This is a genomic window from Sphingomicrobium lutaoense (genome assembly GCF_014195685.1).
GTDB classification, from domain to species: domain Bacteria; phylum Pseudomonadota; class Alphaproteobacteria; order Sphingomonadales; family Sphingomonadaceae; genus Sphingomicrobium; species Sphingomicrobium lutaoense.
The window spans coordinates 850,876-869,439 of the sequence record NZ_JACICF010000001.1 but is presented as its reverse complement, the minus strand read 5'-3'; the positions used below and the strand labels follow the sequence as shown (position 1 = coordinate 869,439).

General features: G+C 62.7%; 22 protein-coding genes and 1 other RNA gene. 12 read left to right on the top strand and 11 right to left on the bottom strand.

The features are described from left to right. Positions 1-47 precede the first annotated feature (47 nt). Positions 48-671 (top strand): carbonic anhydrase, encoded by a 624-nt coding sequence (locus tag FHS50_RS04080; RefSeq protein ID WP_183933097.1) that lies wholly within the window; start codon positions 48-50, stop codon positions 669-671. 7 nt (positions 672-678) lie between these two features. On the opposite strand, the gene FHS50_RS04075 is transcribed toward FHS50_RS04080, so the two are convergent. Next, positions 679-1,020 (bottom strand): YMGG-like glycine zipper-containing protein, encoded by a 342-nt coding sequence (locus tag FHS50_RS04075; RefSeq protein ID WP_183933096.1) that lies wholly within the window; start codon positions 1,018-1,020, stop codon positions 679-681. 77 nt (positions 1,021-1,097) lie between these two features. On the opposite strand from FHS50_RS04075, the gene FHS50_RS04070 reads away from it, so the two are divergent. The 6 genes from FHS50_RS04070 (at position 1,098) to FHS50_RS04045 (ending at position 4,723) form a co-directional block, all read left to right on the top strand. Continuing rightward, positions 1,098-1,829, top strand: a complete 732-nt coding sequence (locus FHS50_RS04070; protein WP_183933095.1) for an NYN domain-containing protein — start codon at positions 1,098-1,100, stop codon at positions 1,827-1,829. Positions 1,830-1,884: 55 nt separating this feature from the next. Then, positions 1,885-2,403: a pyridoxamine 5'-phosphate oxidase family protein gene (locus tag FHS50_RS04065; RefSeq protein WP_183933094.1), complete on the top strand. Its 519-nt coding sequence runs from the start codon at positions 1,885-1,887 to the stop codon at positions 2,401-2,403. 3 nt (positions 2,404-2,406) lie between these two features. After that, positions 2,407-2,649, top strand: a complete 243-nt coding sequence (locus tag FHS50_RS04060; protein ID WP_183933093.1) for a hypothetical protein — start codon at positions 2,407-2,409, stop codon at positions 2,647-2,649. 127 nt (positions 2,650-2,776) lie between these two features. After that, on the top strand, positions 2,777-3,334 hold the full coding sequence (locus tag FHS50_RS04055) for a hypothetical protein (RefSeq protein ID WP_183933092.1): 558 nt from the start codon (positions 2,777-2,779) through the stop codon (positions 3,332-3,334). 16 nt (positions 3,335-3,350) lie between these two features. Then, the gene (locus FHS50_RS04050; RefSeq protein WP_265568991.1) at positions 3,351-3,950 is read left to right on the top strand and encodes a pyridoxamine 5'-phosphate oxidase family protein; all 600 of its coding nucleotides are present in this window, start codon (positions 3,351-3,353) and stop codon (positions 3,948-3,950) included. Between the two features lie 419 nt (positions 3,951-4,369). Next, positions 4,370-4,723 carry a hypothetical protein gene (locus FHS50_RS04045; RefSeq protein WP_183933091.1) on the top strand — a complete coding sequence of 118 codons (354 nt, stop codon included), beginning with the start codon at positions 4,370-4,372 and terminating at the stop codon, positions 4,721-4,723. A 45-nt stretch (positions 4,724-4,768) separates the two neighbouring features. Here FHS50_RS04045 and ettA read toward each other — a convergent pair whose 3' ends face one another. The 8 genes from ettA to FHS50_RS04005 all read right to left on the bottom strand — a co-directional run bounded on the left by ettA (position 4,769) and on the right by FHS50_RS04005 (position 13,321). Next, positions 4,769-6,448 carry an energy-dependent translational throttle protein EttA gene (ettA, locus tag FHS50_RS04040; protein ID WP_183933090.1) on the bottom strand — a complete coding sequence of 560 codons (1,680 nt, stop codon included), beginning with the start codon at positions 6,446-6,448 and terminating at the stop codon, positions 4,769-4,771. A 394-nt stretch (positions 6,449-6,842) separates the two neighbouring features. Next, on the bottom strand, positions 6,843-8,456 hold the full coding sequence (locus tag FHS50_RS04035; protein WP_183933881.1) for a long-chain fatty acid--CoA ligase: 1,614 nt from the start codon (positions 8,454-8,456) through the stop codon (positions 6,843-6,845). An 84-nt stretch (positions 8,457-8,540) separates the two neighbouring features. Then, the gene (locus FHS50_RS04030) at positions 8,541-8,867 is read right to left on the bottom strand and encodes a YbaB/EbfC family nucleoid-associated protein (RefSeq protein ID WP_183933089.1); all 327 of its coding nucleotides are present in this window, start codon (positions 8,865-8,867) and stop codon (positions 8,541-8,543) included. 1 nt (position 8,868) lies between these two features. Further along, on the bottom strand, positions 8,869-10,623 hold the full coding sequence (locus tag FHS50_RS04025; RefSeq protein WP_183933088.1) for a DNA polymerase III subunit gamma/tau: 1,755 nt from the start codon (positions 10,621-10,623) through the stop codon (positions 8,869-8,871). Between the two features lie 88 nt (positions 10,624-10,711). Then, an RNA gene (gene ffs, locus FHS50_RS04020) (signal recognition particle sRNA small type) lies at positions 10,712-10,806 on the bottom strand. A gap of 33 nt (positions 10,807-10,839) precedes the next feature. Then, complete coding sequence (locus FHS50_RS04015) at positions 10,840-11,172, bottom strand: 2Fe-2S iron-sulfur cluster-binding protein (protein WP_183933087.1); 333 nt, start codon at positions 11,170-11,172, stop codon at positions 10,840-10,842. Continuing rightward, a complete protein-coding gene (locus FHS50_RS04010) occupies positions 11,169-12,272 on the bottom strand; it encodes a cysteine desulfurase family protein (RefSeq protein ID WP_183933086.1) in 1,104 nt (367 codons plus the stop codon). The genes FHS50_RS04015 and FHS50_RS04010 overlap by 4 nt, the downstream gene beginning before the upstream one ends. Next, positions 12,269-13,321 carry a cysteine desulfurase family protein gene (locus FHS50_RS04005; protein ID WP_183933085.1) on the bottom strand — a complete coding sequence of 351 codons (1,053 nt, stop codon included), beginning with the start codon at positions 13,319-13,321 and terminating at the stop codon, positions 12,269-12,271. The genes FHS50_RS04010 and FHS50_RS04005 overlap by 4 nt, the downstream gene beginning before the upstream one ends. Positions 13,322-13,453: 132 nt before the next feature. Between FHS50_RS04005 and FHS50_RS04000 the strand changes: the two genes are divergently transcribed. After that, positions 13,454-14,110, top strand: coding sequence for an alpha/beta hydrolase (locus tag FHS50_RS04000; protein WP_183933084.1), 657 nt, complete (start codon positions 13,454-13,456; stop codon positions 14,108-14,110). Between the two features lie 2 nt (positions 14,111-14,112). Here the strand turns inward: FHS50_RS04000 and FHS50_RS03995 are convergent, their stop codons facing one another. After that, positions 14,113-14,289 carry a hypothetical protein gene (locus tag FHS50_RS03995; RefSeq protein WP_183933083.1) on the bottom strand — a complete coding sequence of 59 codons (177 nt, stop codon included), beginning with the start codon at positions 14,287-14,289 and terminating at the stop codon, positions 14,113-14,115. 58 nt (positions 14,290-14,347) lie between these two features. On the opposite strand from FHS50_RS03995, the gene FHS50_RS03990 reads away from it, so the two are divergent. Further along, a complete protein-coding gene (locus FHS50_RS03990) occupies positions 14,348-14,590 on the top strand; it encodes a hypothetical protein (RefSeq protein WP_183933082.1) in 243 nt (80 codons plus the stop codon). On the opposite strand, the gene FHS50_RS03985 is transcribed toward FHS50_RS03990, so the two are convergent. Beyond that, complete coding sequence (locus FHS50_RS03985; RefSeq protein WP_183933081.1) at positions 14,587-15,534, bottom strand: threonine ammonia-lyase; 948 nt, start codon at positions 15,532-15,534, stop codon at positions 14,587-14,589. The genes FHS50_RS03990 and FHS50_RS03985 overlap by 4 nt on opposite strands. Positions 15,535-15,712: 178 nt before the next feature. Between FHS50_RS03985 and FHS50_RS03980 the strand changes: the two genes are divergently transcribed. The 3 genes from FHS50_RS03980 (at position 15,713) to FHS50_RS03970 (ending at position 18,558) form a co-directional block, all read left to right on the top strand. Then, the gene (locus FHS50_RS03980) at positions 15,713-16,900 is read left to right on the top strand and encodes a type III PLP-dependent enzyme (RefSeq protein WP_183933080.1); all 1,188 of its coding nucleotides are present in this window, start codon (positions 15,713-15,715) and stop codon (positions 16,898-16,900) included. Between the two features lie 72 nt (positions 16,901-16,972). After that, positions 16,973-18,049: a 1,9-bis(guanidino)-5-aza-nonane synthase gene (locus FHS50_RS03975; protein ID WP_183933079.1), complete on the top strand. Its 1,077-nt coding sequence runs from the start codon at positions 16,973-16,975 to the stop codon at positions 18,047-18,049. A 62-nt stretch (positions 18,050-18,111) separates the two neighbouring features. Continuing rightward, a complete protein-coding gene (locus FHS50_RS03970) occupies positions 18,112-18,558 on the top strand; it encodes an MAPEG family protein (protein ID WP_183933078.1) in 447 nt (148 codons plus the stop codon). Positions 18,559-18,564 lie beyond the last annotated feature (6 nt).

Sequence of the window (18,564 nt, the reverse complement as noted above, 5' to 3'; positions counted from 1 at the left end):
AGCGGGCGGCAAGCTAGACCCCCGAACCATGTGGAAGGAGCCCATCCATGTCTGCCTTTGTCGAACTGCTTGACGGATACCACCGCTTTCGCCGCAACGACTATCAAGCGCATCGCGGACAATGGGAAGAACTGGCGCAAGGCCAGCAGCCGCCGGTGATGATCATCAGCTGTTCGGACAGCCGCGTTGATCCTGCCACGCTTTTCGACACCGCGCCCGGACAGGCGTTCATCCTTCGCAACGTTGCCAATCTCGTCCCGCCCTTCGAGCCGGGTTCGGGGCACCAGGGCGTGGCTTCGGCCATCGAATATGGCGTGCTCGGCCTCAAGGTCCGTCACATCGTGGTCATGGGCCATGCGGCTTGCGGCGGCATCGCGGCCGCGCTCAACGGGGTCGATCTCGGCCATCCCGACCAGGGCTTCGTGAAGGACTGGATCGCGCTGGTCGACGAGCCGCGTTCAGAGGTGATGGGCGACGACAGCTTGACCGACAAGCAGACCGGACTCGAGATGGCGGCGATCCGCCACAGCATCGCCAATCTGCGGACCTACCCCTACATCGCCGAAGGCGAAAAGGCAGGCACGCTCCAATTGCATGGCTGCCATTTCGCCATCGGCGAAGCGCGGCTGTCGGTTCTCGACGAGAACAGCGGGCAGTTCGTGCCCGAGTGATCGGAGGCTAGCAGCGCGTGTCGTAATCATAGACCGGGTTGCCGTGCTCATCGACATAATAGCAATAGCCGCGGGTATCGCGGTAATATTGCTTGCCCTTGACCACGGCCCCGATCACGCCGCCGAGTGCCGCGCCGGCAATCGCGCCTTCGACCGGCGACACGCCATCGACGACCGCGCCGAGCACGGCGCCGGCAGCAGCGCCCACCGCGGCGCCCTTGGCGGCGCGTTCGGTGCGGCTGTCGCTTGAATAATAGGGGTCATCATAGCCGTAATGATCGCCGTATCGGTTGGTGGCACAGGCAGTGAGGGCCAGGCTGGCGATGGGAAGAAGGATCAGCTTGTTCATATTCCATCCTTTCCGCGCCCGTTGGCGCTGCTTTGACTTGCGATGGGGCATGAAATCATAGCAGGAGTGAACCCAACATGACTGTTTCCAACGATTCCCCCGAGGTCGAACTCAACATCGCCCTGCTGATCGATGCCGACAATGCATCGCCCGAACATCTCGACGAAGTGCTCACCGTTCTTGCCGAACTAGGGGAAATCAACATCCGCCGCGCCTATGGCAACTGGGCCAAGCCCGCGCTCAAAAGCTGGGGCGCCCTGTCGGGGAAACATTCGATCGTGCCCGTCCAGCAGTTCGATATCGTCAAGGGCAAGTCGGCCACCGACATGCGGATGACCATCGATGCGATGGACCTTCTCTATCGCGGCCATGTCGACGGGTTCGGCATCATGTCGTCGGACAGCGACTTCCTTCCCCTCGCCCAGCGCATCCGCGAGGACGGCCTGCCGGTCTATGGCTTCGGCACCGCCAAGACCCCCGAGAGCTTCAAGCAGGCCTGCACGCGCTTTTTCGATGTCGCAGCCCTCGCCAACGAAAATGGCGACGAGGACGAGGACAAGCCCGCCGACGGTAAGAAGGAAGTGGATGCCGAGCTGCTCCATGTGCTCGGCAATGCCTACAAGGCCTCGAAGCGCGACGTGGAGGGCTATGCCTCGCTGTCCGAGATCGGTCAGCGCGCAAAGGCGGTGTCGAGCTTCGCGGTTCGCAATTACGGCTTCACTCGCCTATCCGACCTCGTCCGCTCGCTCGACCAATATGAAGTCAAGGACGGCGCCGACGGTCGATTGGTCGTGAAGAGGCTGCGGTAGCACGAGGAGCTTTGCGCTTTCCCTTTCGTTGAACGGGTAACGAAAGGAAGGACGCATGTTCAATACCGACAAGAGCGATGCCGAAGTCGCTCGCTCTCTTGAAAAGAAATTCTGGAAGGAGCTGTCGAGCAGTCCCTTCATCATGCTCGGCCTGCAGGGCGTCGAGGATAGCCGCACCCGGCCGATGACCGCCCAGATCGATGAGAAGAACGGCAGGACCATCTATTTCTTCGCCGACAATCGCGAACATCTCGTCCAGGGCATGGGGGACCGCCACCGCGCCGTCGCTGCCTTTTCCTCGAAGGGCCATGACATTTTCGCGCATATTCACGGCACCCTCGTTCGCGACGACGACAAGGCGGTGATCGACCGTCTGTGGAATCCGATCATCGGAGCCTGGTTCGAGGAAGGTCGGGACGATCCCAACCTCGTCCTTCTGCGGCTGGACGCCGACAAGGCCGACATCTGGGAAGCCGATACCGGTGCGACCATGAAGGCGGCGGTTCTTTCCGCTCTCGGCCGCGATCCGGGTGACGAATTCAAGGAAGACAATCGAACTACGGTGGAGATATAAGACATGACCGACGATCGCAATCGCCGTGCCGAAACGGCCAAGCAGAATGACGACAGTCATCTGACCGAAGGGCAGCCCGACACGCCCGACCATCAGGGCCGGTCGCAAGGCAATCTCAACCGCGACATCGCCACCCAGGCTTCCGAGGAACGTGTCGACGATCCCGACGCCACCGAGGGCGTCACCAAGCAGGACCAGATCGACCACGGCATGTTCGAATATTCGGACAAGCGCGGCGACCGATAGTCGCCGGACAAGCCTCGATTGATGAAAGGCCGTGCCGAAAGGTGCGGCCTTTTGTCGATTGATCGAAGCCAGCTTGCCGTTCGTCGCCGCAAGGGCGATAATCGCCTCCGTCAATCGGGAGGTATGAATGAAGGGCATTTTCTGGATTGCGGCATGCGGCGTCGCTGCCGTCGCGGGGATCGCGGTCCAAAATGGCGATACGATCGGCGAGGCAATGGATCTCGCCATGGATCGAACGTCGTTCGACATGAGCATCGGCGACGGCGACGCACCCGCGCCCCCTGCCCCGCCGGAACCCCCGCGCCTGTCGGCCGAGCAGGAAAGCGATATCGAAGCGGCGGTTGCCCGTCTTTCCGAAGCGCAAGCCGCGTTGAGCGCGATCCGCGCCAACGGAGAGCTGAGCGACGAGGAGCGGCGCGCCGCTCTCGAAGCCGCACAGGAAGAACGGAGCGAAGCGCTCGCCGCTCTGCGCGAAGCCAGTGCGGGAGACGATCCCGCCGACCAGATCGCCCGCGGCGTCGATGGCGCGATCCAGGGCGTGTTGAGCGCGGTCGAACAGTCCGAAGCGCGCGTCGAGCGTGACGGGCGCGTGCTCGAGGGCGAAGAACGACGCGAAGCGATCGACGAGGCCAAGCGCGAAGTGCGCGCCGCCATCCGGGAATTGCGCGACGAAATTCGCAACTGAGTTTGCGGACCGCATCGTGACGACCCCCGCCGAACCTGTTCTGGACCAGCTCGGCGGGCAGATTTTCGAACAATTGGACGCTGCGACGCATGACCGGTCAAGCGGACTTCATACGCCGGTTCTGGGAACCGCCGATGGCGACCTTCGGATCATGGTGCTTCGCCATGTCGATCCCGACCGCCGCTGCCTGCGCTTTCACACCGACATCCGTTCGCCCAAGGTCTCGCAGATCGAGCGCGAGCGTTCGGTCGGGCTTCTTTTCTACGACCGGAAGGCCAAGCTCCAGCTTCGGTGCCGCGGCGTGGCCCGGATCGAACAGGAGGGCGCCAAGGCCGAGGAAGGATGGCGCGGATCCGACAATTTCGCCCGCCGCTGCTATCTCGCTCCGCAACCGCCGAGCAGCATCGCGGACGCACCGACGAGCAATCTGCCTCCCGATGTCGAAGGTCGGCGACCCGATGATGCGCGGGTCGAGGAAGGGCGCCGGAACTTCGCGGTGCTGCTCGTCCGCCTCGACGAGATCGACTGGTTCCACCTGGACCAGAACGGACACCGCCGCGCCCGTCTCCGCTGGAACGAGGATGGCCAAGTCGAGAGCTGCTGGATCGCTCCCTGAGCGAAATGCGCTTTCAGCAAATTGCGGATTGACGGCGCGGAGGAATTCGCGAGGATGGCTCCTGTGTCGAATCCGCCATGTTGAGTTTGGGAGCTGACATTTTCACTTCATGATTGACCGAACACGCTGCGCTGCGCCCTGATCGGCGCAATCACGCCTGTGCGTTCGGATGGAGCGAAACCCCGGCCCGACATGACGAAGGAAGTTAGGCGGCGATCGGGCGCGTGCCCCGATCTGCTTGCATCGAGACATTCACCGCCTTGGTGGATGGGCAGGTGCCGGGCTTAGTTCACACGTGCATTAGAGCGCCCGGCACCTGTTTTCCTTCCCCGCCTTTCCCGACATCATCCGTTCTTGTCTCCCATCGGCTTTAGGCGTATTATATCACTAATACGGCAAGACAGCCAGGGAGGAATGTGATGCGCGTGGAAGACGCCCGTGAGAAAGCGAAAGAGCATTATGAGCGCGCCAAGAAGGCGGCGCTCGCCGCACGTGACGAAGCGCTGGCCGCTGCAGCGGAAGCCCGCACCGTGGCACTCGAGGAAGCGCATGAAGCCGTCCGGCGCGCGCGCACCGAAGCGGAGAGGTTGCGCGAGGAAGCCGGCCCCATCGCCGAGAAGGTGCGGCTGAAGATCCTCGAAGCCGCGGAAAAGGCCGCCGAGGCCGCCGAAAAGGCCGCGGCCAAGGCACGGCAGGCAGCACGCGAAGGCGACAAGGGCGCCCGCATCGAGATCGAGGCGCGGGAAAAAGGCGAAAAAGGCGACGAAAAATAAGGCTGCGGGGGAGCGGGTCCGCCCCCTCCCCCGCGCCTGTTTTTCCTAGCGGGTCAGCTTCTTGTAGGTCACCCGGTGCGGACGGTCGGCCTCGGGACCGAGGCGACGACGCTTGTCTTCCTCATAGGCCTCGAAATTGCCTTCGAACCATTCGACATGGCTGTCGCCTTCGAACGCCAGGATATGCGTCGCCAAGCGATCGAGGAAGAAGCGGTCGTGGCTGATGACCACCGCGCAGCCCGCGAAGCTTTCCAATGCATCTTCAAGGGCGCGTAGCGTTTCGACGTCGAGATCGTTGGTCGGTTCGTCGAGCAGCAGCACGTTGCCGCCCTCCTTCAGCATTTTGGCGAGATGGACGCGGTTGCGTTCACCCCCCGAAAGCTGGCCGACCTTCTTCTGCTGGTCGGTGCCCTTGAAGTTGAAGGCGCCGACATAGGCGCGCGTGGGCACTTCATGCTTGCCCAGCTTGAAGATATCGAGCCCGTCCGACACCTCTTCCCAGACATTCTTGTCGGGATCGAGTTCGTCGCGCGACTGGTCGACATAGCCGAGCTTGACCGTCTCGCCGATCTTGACCGTGCCTTCGTCGGGTTCTTCCTGTCCGGTGATCAGCTTGAACAACGTGGTCTTGCCCGCGCCGTTGGGACCGATCACCCCGACGATACCGCCGCGCGGCAGCGAGAAGGTCAGGTCTTCGAACAGAAGCTTGTCGCCATAGGCCTTGGACACGCCTTCGACGTCGATGACATTGCCGCCGAGGCGCTCGGGCACCTGGATGAGGATTTGCGCCTTGCCGGGCGCGCGGCTTTCCTGGCTTTCCATCAGCGCATCGAAATTCTTGAGACGCGCCTTGGACTTGGTCTGGCGACCCTTGGGATTCTTGCGGATCCAGTCCAGTTCGTCCTTGATCGCCTTCTGCTTGCCGGCGTCCTCGCGCTCTTCCTGCTCGAGGCGCTTGGCCTTCTTCTCGAGGTAGGTCGAATAATTGCCTTCGTAGACATAATAGGCGCCGCGATCGAGCTCGAGGATCCAGTTCACGACATTGTCGAGGAAGTAGCGATCGTGGGTAACGAGGATGACGTTGCCCGGATAATCCATCAGATGCTTTTCGAGCCACTGGACGCTTTCGGCGTCGAGATGGTTGGTCGGTTCGTCAAGCAGCAGGATCGAGGGCTTTTCGAGCAGCAGGCGGCACAGTGCGACACGGCGCTTTTCACCGCCCGACAGATTTTCGACGCTGCTGTCACCCGGCGGGCAGCGCAGCGCTTCCATCGCGATCTCGAGCTGGTTGTCGAGCGTCCAGCCATCGACCGCATCGATCTTTTCCTGGAGTTCGCCCATCTCGGCCATCAGCGCGTCGAAATCGGCATCCTCGGGAGGATCGGCCATCAGCGTGGAAATCTCGTTGAACCGATCGACGAGGTCAGCGACCTCGCGCACGCCGTCCATGACATTTTCCTTGACCGTCTTGGACGGATCGAGCTGCGGCTCCTGTTCGAGATAACCGACGGTGATATTCTCGCCGGCCCATGCCTCGCCCTGATATTCCTTGTCGCGGCCCGCCATGATTTTCATGAGCGTGGACTTGCCCGAACCGTTGGGGCCGACGATCCCGATCTTGGTGCCGAGATAGAATTGCAGGTTGATATTGTTGAGGATCGGCTTGCGGGTGCCGGGAAAGCCCTTGGTCAGGCCTTTCATCACGTAGCTATACTGGGCGGCCATGGGTCGCGGATGTCCTTGGAAAAAGGGTTGAAAAGGTTGGCGACCGCGTAGCGAAAAGGGCCGCGTGACGCAATGGCGGCGATCAATGCTCCGAAATGGACCGGAAAAGGCAGACAAGCTTGCCGAAACGGATGCTTTTGGACGCGAAAAGCGAAGACCACGCGGTTATCAGGGCTCTCAGAGGAACGATGAACCTGTCGCGGGATTGGCCACGACCTAGGTGGGTGCGGCCCGAAGGGTAGAAGGACCGTCGCCAGCCATCCGACGCTTCGCCTTGAGCTCGGCAAGCGAGACCTCCCCGGCCCAGGACCGGGTTCGTCGTTCCTCAATCAAATATTGACAGGCGCGTTCGGGGCCGAGCGGGAACGCGTACGACTGTCGGGCGCGGACCCCTCTAGTCCCGCCCGACCATTTCCTCGACGCCTTCGAAGCGATAGTCCTTAAACTGTTCGCGCAGCGTCTTTTTCGATAATTTGCCGGTCGCGGTGTGCGGCAGCTCGTCGACGAATTCGACCGCATCGGGAAGCCACCATTTGGCGACCTGCCCGTCGAGCCCCGCGATCACTTCCTCTGCGGTAATCTCGCTGCCGGGTTCGCGTACGCAGACGAGGAGCGGCCGTTCGTCCCACTTGGGATGGAAGATGCCGATGCTCGCCGCTTCGTGGACGCCATCGATGCCGACCGCGGCATTTTCCAGTTCGATCGAGGAAATCCATTCCCCGCCCGACTTGATCACGTCCTTCGACCGGTCGGTAATCTGCATCGAACCGTCGGGATGGAGGCAGGCGACATCGCCGGTGTCGAACCAGCCATCCTCGTCGGTGGCGGGTTCGTCGGCCTTGAAATAGCGATCGACAACCCAGGCGCCGCGCACCTGGAGGTTACCCGAACTCTTGCCGTCGCGGGGCAGGATTTCGCCATCGTCGCCAACGATCCGCATCTCGATGCCGAAAGGCACCCTTCCCTGCCGCGCGGTATAGTCGAGCTGTTCTTCCTCGCTCATTTCGTCCCAGCCGGCGGGCTTGCCGGCAAGGCTGCCGATCGGCGACAATTCGGTCATCCCCCAGGCGTGGCCGACATCGATGCCGCGCGCCCTAAACCATTTGATCATGGCGCGCGGTGCCGCAGAACCGCCGATGGTGACGGTCTCGAGCGCGCCGAGGTTCGCGCCGGTCTTCTCGATATGGGCGATCATGTCGACCCAGATGGTCGGTACGCCCGCCGAATGGGTGACCTTTTCGTTGGTGAAGAGGTCGACCATGCGGGGCGCGCTATAATCGGCCGACAGCACCAGTTTGCAGCCGGTGAGAGGCGCGGCCCAGGGAAGGCCCCAGGCATTGGCGTGAAACATCGGGACGATGGGCAAGGCGCAGGAGCGCTCGGAGAGGTTGAAGCAATCGGGCTGGATCTCGGCCAGAGCGTGGAGGACCATCGAACGATGTTCGTAAATCACGCCCTTGGGATTGCCCGTCGTGCCCGAGGTGTAGCAGAGCCCGATGGGATCGCGTTCATCGGCGTCGACCCATTGATAGTCGCCGTCCTGCGCGGCGATCCAGTCCTCGAAACCCTCATCGCCCTCCCAGTCGGCGGGCGGGTCGTAGACGACATATTTCTCGATCGTTTTCCAAGCGGGCTTCATCGCGTCGACGAGCGGCTTGAAGGCTGCGTCGTAAAGCAGCACGCGGTCCTCGGCATGGTTGGCGATATAGGCGAGCTGCTCGGGAAAGAGGCGGGGGTTGATGGTGTGCAGCACCCCGCCCATTCCGATCGTGCCATACCAGCTGATGAGATGGCGCTCATGGTTCATCGCGAGGGTCGCGACCCGGTCGCCTTTGCCGATCCCCGCCGCTTCGAGGGCCTGCGCCATCTTGCGCGCCTTGGCGGTGATCTCGCCCCAGTTGGTGCGCGTCAGGCTGCCATCGGCCCAGGCCGACACGACTTCATTCTCGCCATGCTCGCGTTCGGCATGATCGACCAGCCGCATCACGTTGAGCGGCCAGTCCTGCATGGTTCCAAGCCTGATGGTCACGCGCCTGTCTCCTCATGCTGACTTTTTTGTCAACATGACCAAAGCGCGCCTTTTGGCAAGTGTTTAGAAGGGCATCTTCATGCCGGGGGGCATCGGAAAGCCTGCCGGGACCGCCTTTTTCATTTCCTCGGCGGCGGCCTGGTCGGCCTTCAGCTTGGCATCGTTGAAAGCCGCGGCGATGAGATCCTCGAGCATGCCCTTGTCGTCGGGCACCATCAGGCTTTCGTCGATCGAAACGCCGATGATCCGGCCCTTGGCCGAAGCGCGGATCTTGACGAGACCGCCGCCCGAAGTTCCTTCGACCTCGACCTTGTCGAGCTCGGCCTGCGCGCGCTGCAGGTCTTCCTGCGCCTGCTGCGCCATTTTGAGGATGTCGTCCATATTGGGCATGTCAGCTGCCTTTCGATTTAACCGTTTCGAGCGCAGCGTCCGGGAAAGTGCTGGTGACCGCTTTCACCATCGGATGCGCGAGAATGTCTTCACGAGCCTTGGCCTCGGCCATCTGCTCCTGTTCCCTCAATGTGGGTTCGCCGCCGCTTTCGGCAAGGACGATCTCCCAATTTTCTCCGGTCGCGGCCTTGGCCTTGGTCGCAAGATCGCGGCTGAAATTGCCGTCGAGCGGCGCGCGCGGCTGCAAGCTGAGCTTGGGCGGCGCATATTCGACCAGCCCTACCTTGTCGTGCAATTCGACCGCGATGGCATGATTGCCGGCATCGTCGAGCGCGGCGATGAAGGCCTGGAAATCGGCAGGCAAAGCCGCTTTTTCCTCGGATTGCGGCGCGGCAGCTTGCCGGGCGTCAGGTGCTTCCGCGCCGTTATCGCCAGGCGTCTCGCCCGGCGAAAGCGCGCGCGCCGGAACGCTCCTGCCTTGCGAGAGAGCGTCGATCACCGCGCCCGGATCGGGCATTCCTGCGGCATGGACCAGTCGGAGGAGCGCCATGTCGAGCGCTTCCCTGGGGTCGGGCGCGACCTGCAGGTCCGATAGGCCCTTGAGCATCAATTGCCAGAGCATGTGAAGCTGGGGCCAGCCAAGTTTCTCGGCGTGGGCCGATGCCGCCGCCCGGTCTTCCTCGGAGCGAAGGATGTCCCCCACCCCGCCCGCCTTGGCTCGGCTGATCGCATGAACGCTTTCCATCAGCCCGCGCATCAAGGCCGCCGGGTCGATCCCGAGGCTGTGCGTTTCGTCGAGCTGCCCGAGGAGGCCCGGAACATCTCCCGCGATGACCGCGTCGAGAACGCGCTGCGTCCGACCGCGGTCGGCAAGACCGAGCATCTTGCGGATCGCATCGGCGCTCACCTTGTCCTCGCCATGCGCGATCGCCTGGTCGAGCAGCGACAATCCGTCGCGCGCCGAACCTTCGGCGGCGCGGGCAATGACGGTCAGTGCCTCATCCTCAACTTCGACACCTTCGGCCTCGGCCACCTTGCCGAAATGACGCGCGAGAAGCTCGGTTGGAATGCGGCGAAGATCGAAACGCTGGCAGCGTGAAAGTACCGTGACCGGCACCTTGTCGATCTCGGTCGTCGCGAAGATGAACTTCACATGCGCCGGCGGCTCCTCGAGCGTCTTCAACAAGGCGTTGAAGGCGTTTTTCGAGAGCATATGGACTTCGTCGATGATGTAGATCTTGTAGCGTGCCGAGACCGCGGCATAGCGCACGGCCTCGATAATCTCGCGCACGTCATCGACGCCGGTGTGGCTGGCGGCATCCATCTCGACCACGTCGATATGCCGCCCTTCGGTGATCGCGATACAGGGTTCGCACTGGCCGCATGGCGTGATCGTCGGGCCGCCCTGCCCGTCGGCGCCGACACAGTTAAGCGACTTGGCGATCAGTCGCGCGGTCGAGGTCTTCCCGACCCCGCGCACCCCGGTCATCAGGAAGGCATGGGCAATCCGGTCGCGCTCGATCGCATTGGCAAGCGTCTGGATCATCGCGTCCTGCCCGATCAGTTCGGCAAAGGTCTGCGGACGATATTTGCGGGCAAGAACGCGATAGCCATCGTCGCCGGAGGACGAAGCCTGGCTTCCCGGCTGGGCAGCGGGCGTCGCGGGCTGGCCGGGCTCGTCGAGCCCCAGTCCCATGGTCAGCGTGTCGCGTTCGGTGTCTTCGTCGGGAAGCGGCGATTCGTGATCATCAGTCATTGCCAAGGACTGTAGGCAGGCAGCCCGGCGAATACCATGCCTTCTGCACGGCGGAAATGCCGCGACGCGCCCGTTGTGTGAAATGTGAGGAGGTGGAAGCCGACGACCCGGCTGTAAACCGTTGTGGCTGCTCCCTTCCGGGCCTGACCAGGTTCACGGACGAGCCGTCCGCCGACTTCCGAGGCTCATATGGCGACAGCGCGCCTCGAATGCAAGTCAGCGGTTTTCGAGATTATGCACTTCGCCGGGCATCCGCACCGTAAGGGTGCCATCGGCAGGCACCTCGACCTGGCAGGCGAGGCGTGAATGACGAGTGACATGGGCGGCAAGATCCAGAAGATCGTCCTCTTCCTCGCACATTGGGCTGAGCCGGTCGAAATCCTCGTCGGCGACGATGACATGGCAGGTCGAACAGGCCATCGAGCCCTCGCAGGTGCCTTCGAGCGGTTGGCCGTTCGCTTGCGCGAGTGCAAGGAGATTGGTGCCGGGCTCGGCTTCGACCTCTCGGTCGATTTCGCCATTGGGCTTCAGGAAGCGGACCCTGGTCATACGCCCTGTTTCCTTGCTGCCTCGTTGATGCGCCCGATGGCCTCGGTCAGATCGCCTTTATCGGTATATCGCCCGAAGCCCAGGCGAATGCTCGAACGGGCCTCGCGATCGCTGAGGCCGAGCGCGCGCAGCACATGGCTGGGCCTGCCCGATCCCGAAGCGCAGGCGCTGCCCAGCGACATGGCGATGTCACGGCATTCCTCAAGAAGCCGTGCCGCATCAAGGCCTTCGCGGCGGATATTGAGATTGCCTCTATATCGGTTTTGGATGTCCCCGTTGATGGTCCATTCGGGGCCCAAAACTGCGGTCGCCGCCTCCCACAGCTGGGCGACATGGGCGCGGTCCTCACTCTGCTTCGACCCGGCAAGCTTTGCCGCCGCACCGAACCCCACGCACAAGGCCGGGCTGAGCGTGCCCGAGCGCAGGCCTGCCTCCTGTCCGCCGCCATGGATCAGGGGAGCGGGTTCACAACCTTCCCGCATCCACAGGGCGCCGATCGCCTTGGGGCCGTGGATCTTGTGCCCGCTCACCGCGACCAGGTCGGGTCCCTCGGGAATGGGGATGCGGCCCAGGCCCTGAACCGCATCGCACAGCATCCATGCGCCCTTGGAATGGGCGATCTCGGCGATCCGGTCGACGGGCTGGATTACCCCGATTTCATTGTTGACCAGCATCGCGGCGACCAGCGCCGTCCGTTCGCTGACCGCTTCACGCAGCTGATCAAGATCGACTAGTCCATTGGAATCGACGGGCAAAATGGTGACGTCATGACGCCGTCCGAGCCATTCCACCGTGTCGAGAACCGCAGCATGTTCGGTGGCAATCGTCACGATGTGCGACCGCTCGGGACGCTTCTCCATCGTGCCGCGAATGGCCCAATTGATTGCCTCGGTCGCCGAGCCCGTGAAAACCGCCTGCCCGCCCGGAAGGCCGATCGCGTCGGACAGCTGGTCGCGTGCCACCGAAATCGCAGCCGCCGCCATCCGCCCTGCCGTATAAGGCGAATGGGGATTGGCGAACTGTTCACCCAGCCAGGGCTCCATGGCTTCCCTTGCCTCGGGAGCCAGCGGAGTGGTTGCCTGGTAATCGAGATAGATCATGCGAATTTCTGGAGTTCGCCCACCATGCGCTCGATGTCGCCTTCGTCCGTCTCGGGACCGAAGCTCACGCGGAGGAAATGGTTGGCGATATCCTCTCCCAGCCCCATCGCCGCAACCACGCGGCTGCCTTTCATGGCCCCCGAGGAACAGGCCGACCCCGATGAAACCGAAATTCCGGCAAGATCGAGCTGCACCAGCATCGAGGCAGAGGTCGCTCCCGGCATGGCAATCCCGCCGATGGTAGGAATGCGCGGCGCATCCTTGCCAACAATAGTCCCGCCCATCTCTTCGACAGTATTTTCAAAAGCTTGTCGCAATTCCTTGAGACGCGGCATCGCCTTGCGGAAACGCTCCGCCTCGACCGCCGCAGCAAAGCCGCAGATCGCCGGGACATTCTGCGTTCCGCGCCGATATCCCTTTTCCTGTCCGCCCACCGGTTCGATTTGAGTAAGATCCTTGGCCAGCAATGCCCCCACGCCCGCAGGGCCGCCGAGCTTGTGGCCCGAAACCGTGATGAAATCGGCTTCGGGAAGGTCGATCTTCCCTGCTCCCTGCGCCGCATCGCACAGGAGTAGCGAACCCCTGGCCCGCACTTTCTCGTAAATCTCGGCGACGGGCTGGATCACGCCGGTCTCGTTGTTGACCTGCTGGATCGCGACCAGCGCCGGCCCCTCCTCCAGCACCTCGTCGAGAGCTGCCATGTCGACAATGCCCGAGGCATCTACCGGAATGCGGATGCTTTGCTCGCCCATTCCGTGGGGAACGACGTCATGTTCGGTCGCGCTATGGGCCCGGCTTTCGATGCGGGCGCGGCGTGCGGCCATGACGATCGCTTCGCTGGCCCCGCTGGTGAAGAGGATGTCATGCTCCCAGCCCAGGGTCGCCGCGATGGTCGAGCGCGCTTTTTCCATGAGGGCGTTGCAGCGCCGCGCCTCGGCATAGGGGCTGTTGGGATTGGCCCAGCAATCGAACGCCTCCCACATGGCGTCACGGGCCTCGGGGTGAAGCGGCGTTGCCGCCGCATGGTCCAGATAAAGTCGCGCGCTCATCCCTATTTCCGCCAAAAACTTCCTACCAGCGGCCATCAATGCGATTGCCAGAAAAGACCTCATCCCTATATAGAAGCCGCAACCGCACGAAACCCCTTCGTGCAATAAACTCCAACGAAGCCGAGTTCACCCATGCCCGAAGTGATTTTTCCCGGACCCGAAGGCCGCCTCGAAGGGCGTTTCACGCCGGGGCCCCGCCCGCGCGCGCCGGTCGCCCTCATCCTGCATTCGCACCCGCAGGCCGGCGGGACGATGAACAACAAAATCGTCCAGTTGCTTCACAAGGATTTCGTTCGCCGCGGCTTTGCCACTTTGCGCTTCAACTTCCGCGGCGTGGGCAAGAGCCAGGGCACGTTCGACAATGGCATCGGCGAATTGTCGGATGCCGCCAGCGCGCTCGACTGGGTCCAGCAGATCCATCCCGAAGCCGAAGTCACCTGGGTGGCCGGCGTGTCCTTCGGTGCCTGGATCGGCATGCAGCTTCTGATGCGTCGCCCTGAAATCCGCGGATTTATTTCGATCGCGCCGCCCGCGAACATGTATGACTTCAGCTTCCTCGCCCCCTGCCCGGCCAGCGGGATCATCATCCAGGGCACGGCGGACGAAGTCGTCACGCCCAGCGCAGTCCAGAAGCTGGTCGACAAGCTGCGCACGCAGAAGCACATCACGATCGAACATAAGGAAATCTCGGGCGCGAACCATTTTTTCGCCGACGAGACCGACGAATTGTTCAAGGCGATCGACGATTATCTCGATTTCCGGCTCGACCCGGACTGCCCGATCCGCTGAGGTCAGATCGTCCAGATCAGGACGTTTCCGGCCAAGACCAGCGCCATCACGAACATCAGGAGACCCCGTCGCCGTGCGATGGGGTCTTTTTTGACGAGCAGCTGCCTCAGCCCGGCTCCCCCGAGGAGGAAAGCGGCAAGCATGGCGATCGAAAGAGTGGCGGCGGCAAGCGGGGGCATGGGCGGCGCCTTAGCACATCGTTAACGGCTGTCAGTGCAAAAGAGGGGAATGGAGAATGTGTCGAGTATTTCCTCCCCTGACGAGGCCTTCGACCGGATCGAGGAATCGATCCTGCCCTGTCTCGCGATGATGATGGAATCGCTGATCGAGGCGTCGGCGGGTCTGGGCAAAGCCAATCCCAAGGCGCTCGCGGCCGAACTTCAGGTCATTTCCACCGAACTCGAAAGCCTGATCGATGCGGTCGAACGGCGCGGTGAAGACAGCGTCCTCCTCGGCCCGGACCGCAGTCACGCTGCCTAGGCCGTGATGTCCCGGTGCAGGCCGGGATCCACATTACCCCCCGAAACGACGATCACATCGCCGTCGCGAAGACCGTGCCTGCCCGACAAGGCCGCCGCCAACCCTGCCGCGCCGCCGGGCTCGACCGTCTCGCCCCACTGGATCCACGCATGGCGAATGGCGGTCTTCACCTCCTCCTCGCTCACCTCAGCGCTTTGCGCACCGGCAGCCACCAGCGTCTCGACCGTCAAGCGGGCGGGCCGGAAGGTCTGGATCGCATCGCACAAGGTCGGGGGCGGATCGACCGGGACCGACCGCGGTTCGCCCGCCTCGAGCGAGCGCGCCATGTCGTTCCAGCCTTGGGGTTCGACGCAGACAATGGTCGCATCGGGGCAAGCGAGCGCGATCCCGCCGCTCAAGCCGCCGCCACCGCAGGGCACGAAAATCTGTCCGGGATCTGCAAGGCCCATTTCCGCCAACTGGTCGCGGATTTCGAGGCCCACACTCCCCTGCCCCGCCATGATATAGGGGTCGTCGAAACTGGGCACGAGCACCGCGCCCCGCTCGGCCGCGATGCGCTCCGCGATCTCCTCGCGGCTCTCGTTCATGCGGTCATAGAGGATGACCTCGGCGCCTTCGGCCCGCGTCGCATCGAGTTTCACGCGCGGCGCATCCTCGGGCATCACGATCGTCGCTTTCATGCCGAGACGGCGGGCTGCGATAGCGACTCCGCGCGCATGATTGCCCGAGGAAAAGGCCACCACCCCCGCTTCGCGTTTCTCCGGCGGCAAGGCCAGCAGCCGGTTCGATGCGCCGCGCAATTTGAAGGAGCCGCCTTCCTGGCGATTCTCCCATTTGATCGCGACGCGCGCCGCGCCGATCATCACGCAGGTGAGCGGCGTGCGGCGAACTGCATCGGCGATGCGATGCGCAGCCTCTTCGACCTCTTTAATGGTGACGGTCATTGCCTATCTTAAGCCGTGGAAACAACGGGCCTTTTACTGGGTCATTTCGCCGGCGATGCCTAGCGGAAAATCCGCTTTACTTCGCCATATTGCATTTCTATATCGCGGCTCGCTGCCCCATGGGACTTCCACCGCAAGGCAGCTACGTACCAAGACTGATCCCTGGAGGTCCCTTGAATTGCACAAGCATCATTCTGCGCTGGGGCTAGCGACGGCCGTCAGGCCCGTCCAGCCGGTAACCCTGCTCCGACCGCACGCGGCGCGCCGCGCGGCCCGATTCTTCGTCGAGAAGTTTCCGGGACGCTCGCTCTATGCCGTGAAGGCCAATCCTTCGCCGGACCTGATCAAGGTCCTGTGGGACGCGGGCGTCACGCATTATGACGTGGCCTCGATCGGCGAAGTGCGCCTTGTGTCGGCGACCCTTCCCGAAGCGACCTTGTGCTTCATGCACCCGGTCAAGGCCGAGGAAGTCATCGCCGAGGCCTATTTCACCCATGGCGTGCGCACCTTCAGCCTCGACAGCCTCGACGAGCTGGAAAAGATCCGCAGCGCGACCAAGGGCGCGACCGATCTCAACCTGCTCGTTCGCATCAAGGTCTCCTCGGACCATTCGAAGCTCTCGCTTTCGACCAAGTTCGGCGCCAGCGACGATGAGCTCGAGCAGCTGATGTTCGAAACGCGTCAGACCGCCGATGCGATGGGGCTGTGCTTCCATGTCGGTAGCCAGGCGATGAGTCCGGCTGCCTATGCCGAAGCGATGGAGCGCGTGCGCGACGCCATCGTCCGTACTGCCGTCACCATCGACATCATCGATGTCGGCGGCGGTTTCCCCTCGGCCTATCCCGGCATGGAGCCCCCTGCCCTCGAACAATATTTCCAGGTCATCCACGACAAGTTCGAAGATCTGCCCGTGTCCTATTCGGCCGAACTGTGGTGCGAGCCCGGCCGTGCGCTGTGCGCCGAATATTCGAGCGTCGTGGTCCGCGTCGAAAAGCGCCGCGGACAGGATCTCTACATCAATGACGGGGCCTATGGCGCGCTGTTCGATGCAGCGCATATCGGGTGGCGCTATCCGGTGCGCCTGCTGCGTGCCGAGGATAGCGAAGCGGCGGTAGAGGATTTTGCCTTCTACGGTCCCACCTGCGATGATCTCGACCATATGGTCGGTCCCTTCGTCCTTCCGGGCGATGTCCGTGCCGGCGATTATATCGAGGTCGGAATGCTGGGCGCCTATGGCTGCGCGATGCGGACCGCCTTCAACGGCTTCGGCGTCGAGGAAAGTGTCGTGGTCTCGGACGAGCCCATGGCCAGCCTTTACGGCTTCACGACGGAACAGGATAGCGGGTCGAACGTCGTTCGCCTGTAAGCCGACCGCCATTTCGATGAACAGGGCCCGCGCACGCGGTGCGGGCCTACAAGATACTTATTGGAGACAGCGATGAGCGAAGATCTCGCCACCCATCCGACCGAAGACCAGATCGACCGCCAGAAGAAGGCCGAGCTCCTGTCGAGCCAAGTCGAACATATCGACATCACCAGCTTCGATGCGCGTCCGATTATCGATGCCATGGGCAAGATGAGCTTCACCAGCCGCGACCTCGCCCGTGCGACGCGCATCTACAACCAGATGCTCGAGGACAAGGATTGCTCGGTCATCCTCGTCGTTGCCGGCTCGACTTCGGCGGGCGGCTGCATGGACCTCTATGCCGAGATGGTGAAGTCCAACATGGTCGATGCGATCGTCGCCACCGGCGCAACCATCGTCGACATGGATTTCTTCGAAGGCCTTGGCCACAAGCATTATCAGGCGCTCGAAATCCCCGACGACAAGGTGCTCCGCTCGCTCTACATCGACCGGATCTACGACACCTATATCGACGAAGAGGCGCTGCAGGACACCGATCATGTTATCGCCAAGATCGCCGACAGCCTCGAGCCCAAGGCCTATTCGAGCCGCGCGTTCATCCGCGAGATGGGCAAATATCTGGTCGAGCATGGCAAGAAGGACAACAGCCTCGTCAAGCTCGCCTATGAGCATGACGTGCCGATCTTCTGCCCCGCCTTCACCGACAGCTCGGCGGGCTTCGGCCTTGTCAAGCACCAGGTCGATGCCATGCATCGCGGCGGCCACTGGATGACGCTCGACAGCATCGCAGACTTCCGCGAACTTACCGACATCAAGATCAAGGCGGGCACCACCGGCCTCCTGATGATCGGCGGCGGCGTGCCCAAGAATTTCGCGCAGGACACGGTCGTGTGCGCCGAAATCCTCGGCCATGAGGATGTCGAGATGCACAAATATGCGATCCAGATCACCGTGGCCGACGTGCGCGACGGTGCGTGCAGCTCCTCGACGCTCCAGGAAGCGTGCAGCTGGGGCAAGGTCGATACCGCGCTGGAACAGATGGTCTTCGCCGAAGCGACCAGCGTTCTCCCGCTGCTCGCGAGCGATGCCTATCATCGCGGTGCGTGGAAAGAACGCGAGAAGCGCCGCTTCGCCAAATTGTTCGACTAGTTCACAAGCGTAACAATATGGTGCAAAAAGCCCTCCACTGTTGAAAAGTGGGGGGCTTTTTCATGTCCGGATCGCTGATCCTTTTGCAGCCGCTCGGGGCTCTGCTGGCCTGGTCGGGCGTCATGCTGCTGTGGCTCTACTTCACGCGGATGCCCGCGCTGAGAAAGGCGGGGATCAATCTCAAGGGCCGGCGCGGTTCGCGCGGCAGCGATCTCGACGGCGTCATAGCCGACGAAGCGCAGTGGAAAGCGCATAATTACAACCATCTGATGGAACAGCCGACGCTATTCTACGCGTCGGTGCTCGCGCTCGTTTTCCTCGGCGATGCGAGTGGTCTCAGTCTCGTGCTCGCATGGGCCTATGTGGCGATCCGCATCGCCCACAGCCTCGAACAGGCGCTCTTCAACCGCATCGCGATCCGTTTCCCGCTCTTCGCGCTCGCATCGCTGTGTCTCCTGGCGCTCATCGCCAAGCTGGCGGTGGCACTGTTTCTCAACGACCTCGGCTAGGGAGAA

Coding starts and splice junctions, on each gene's coding strand:
- FHS50_RS04080 (WP_183933097.1), top strand. CDS start 48: ATGTCTGCCTTTGTCGAACTGCTTGACGGATACCACCGCTTTCGCCGC.
- FHS50_RS04075 (WP_183933096.1), bottom strand. CDS start 1,020: ATGAACAAGCTGATCCTTCTTCCCATCGCCAGCCTGGCCCTCACTGCC.
- FHS50_RS04070 (WP_183933095.1), top strand. CDS start 1,098: ATGACTGTTTCCAACGATTCCCCCGAGGTCGAACTCAACATCGCCCTG.
- FHS50_RS04065 (WP_183933094.1), top strand. CDS start 1,885: ATGTTCAATACCGACAAGAGCGATGCCGAAGTCGCTCGCTCTCTTGAA.
- FHS50_RS04060 (WP_183933093.1), top strand. CDS start 2,407: ATGACCGACGATCGCAATCGCCGTGCCGAAACGGCCAAGCAGAATGAC.
- FHS50_RS04055 (WP_183933092.1), top strand. CDS start 2,777: ATGAAGGGCATTTTCTGGATTGCGGCATGCGGCGTCGCTGCCGTCGCG.
- FHS50_RS04045 (WP_183933091.1), top strand. CDS start 4,370: ATGCGCGTGGAAGACGCCCGTGAGAAAGCGAAAGAGCATTATGAGCGC.
- ettA (WP_183933090.1), bottom strand. CDS start 6,448: ATGGCCGCCCAGTATAGCTACGTGATGAAAGGCCTGACCAAGGGCTTT.
- FHS50_RS04035 (WP_183933881.1), bottom strand. CDS start 8,456: ATGCAGGACTGGCCGCTCAACGTGATGCGGCTGGTCGATCATGCCGAA.
- FHS50_RS04030 (WP_183933089.1), bottom strand. CDS start 8,867: ATGCCCAATATGGACGACATCCTCAAAATGGCGCAGCAGGCGCAGGAA.
- FHS50_RS04025 (WP_183933088.1), bottom strand. CDS start 10,623: ATGACTGATGATCACGAATCGCCGCTTCCCGACGAAGACACCGAACGC.
- FHS50_RS04015 (WP_183933087.1), bottom strand. CDS start 11,172: ATGACCAGGGTCCGCTTCCTGAAGCCCAATGGCGAAATCGACCGAGAG.
- FHS50_RS04010 (WP_183933086.1), bottom strand. CDS start 12,272: ATGATCTATCTCGATTACCAGGCAACCACTCCGCTGGCTCCCGAGGCA.
- FHS50_RS04005 (WP_183933085.1), bottom strand. CDS start 13,321: ATGAGCGCGCGACTTTATCTGGACCATGCGGCGGCAACGCCGCTTCAC.
- FHS50_RS04000 (WP_183933084.1), top strand. CDS start 13,454: ATGCCCGAAGTGATTTTTCCCGGACCCGAAGGCCGCCTCGAAGGGCGT.
- FHS50_RS03995 (WP_183933083.1), bottom strand. CDS start 14,289: ATGCCCCCGCTTGCCGCCGCCACTCTTTCGATCGCCATGCTTGCCGCT.
- FHS50_RS03985 (WP_183933081.1), bottom strand. CDS start 15,534: ATGACCGTCACCATTAAAGAGGTCGAAGAGGCTGCGCATCGCATCGCC.
- FHS50_RS03975 (WP_183933079.1), top strand. CDS start 16,973: ATGAGCGAAGATCTCGCCACCCATCCGACCGAAGACCAGATCGACCGC.
- FHS50_RS03970 (WP_183933078.1), top strand. CDS start 18,112: ATGTCCGGATCGCTGATCCTTTTGCAGCCGCTCGGGGCTCTGCTGGCC.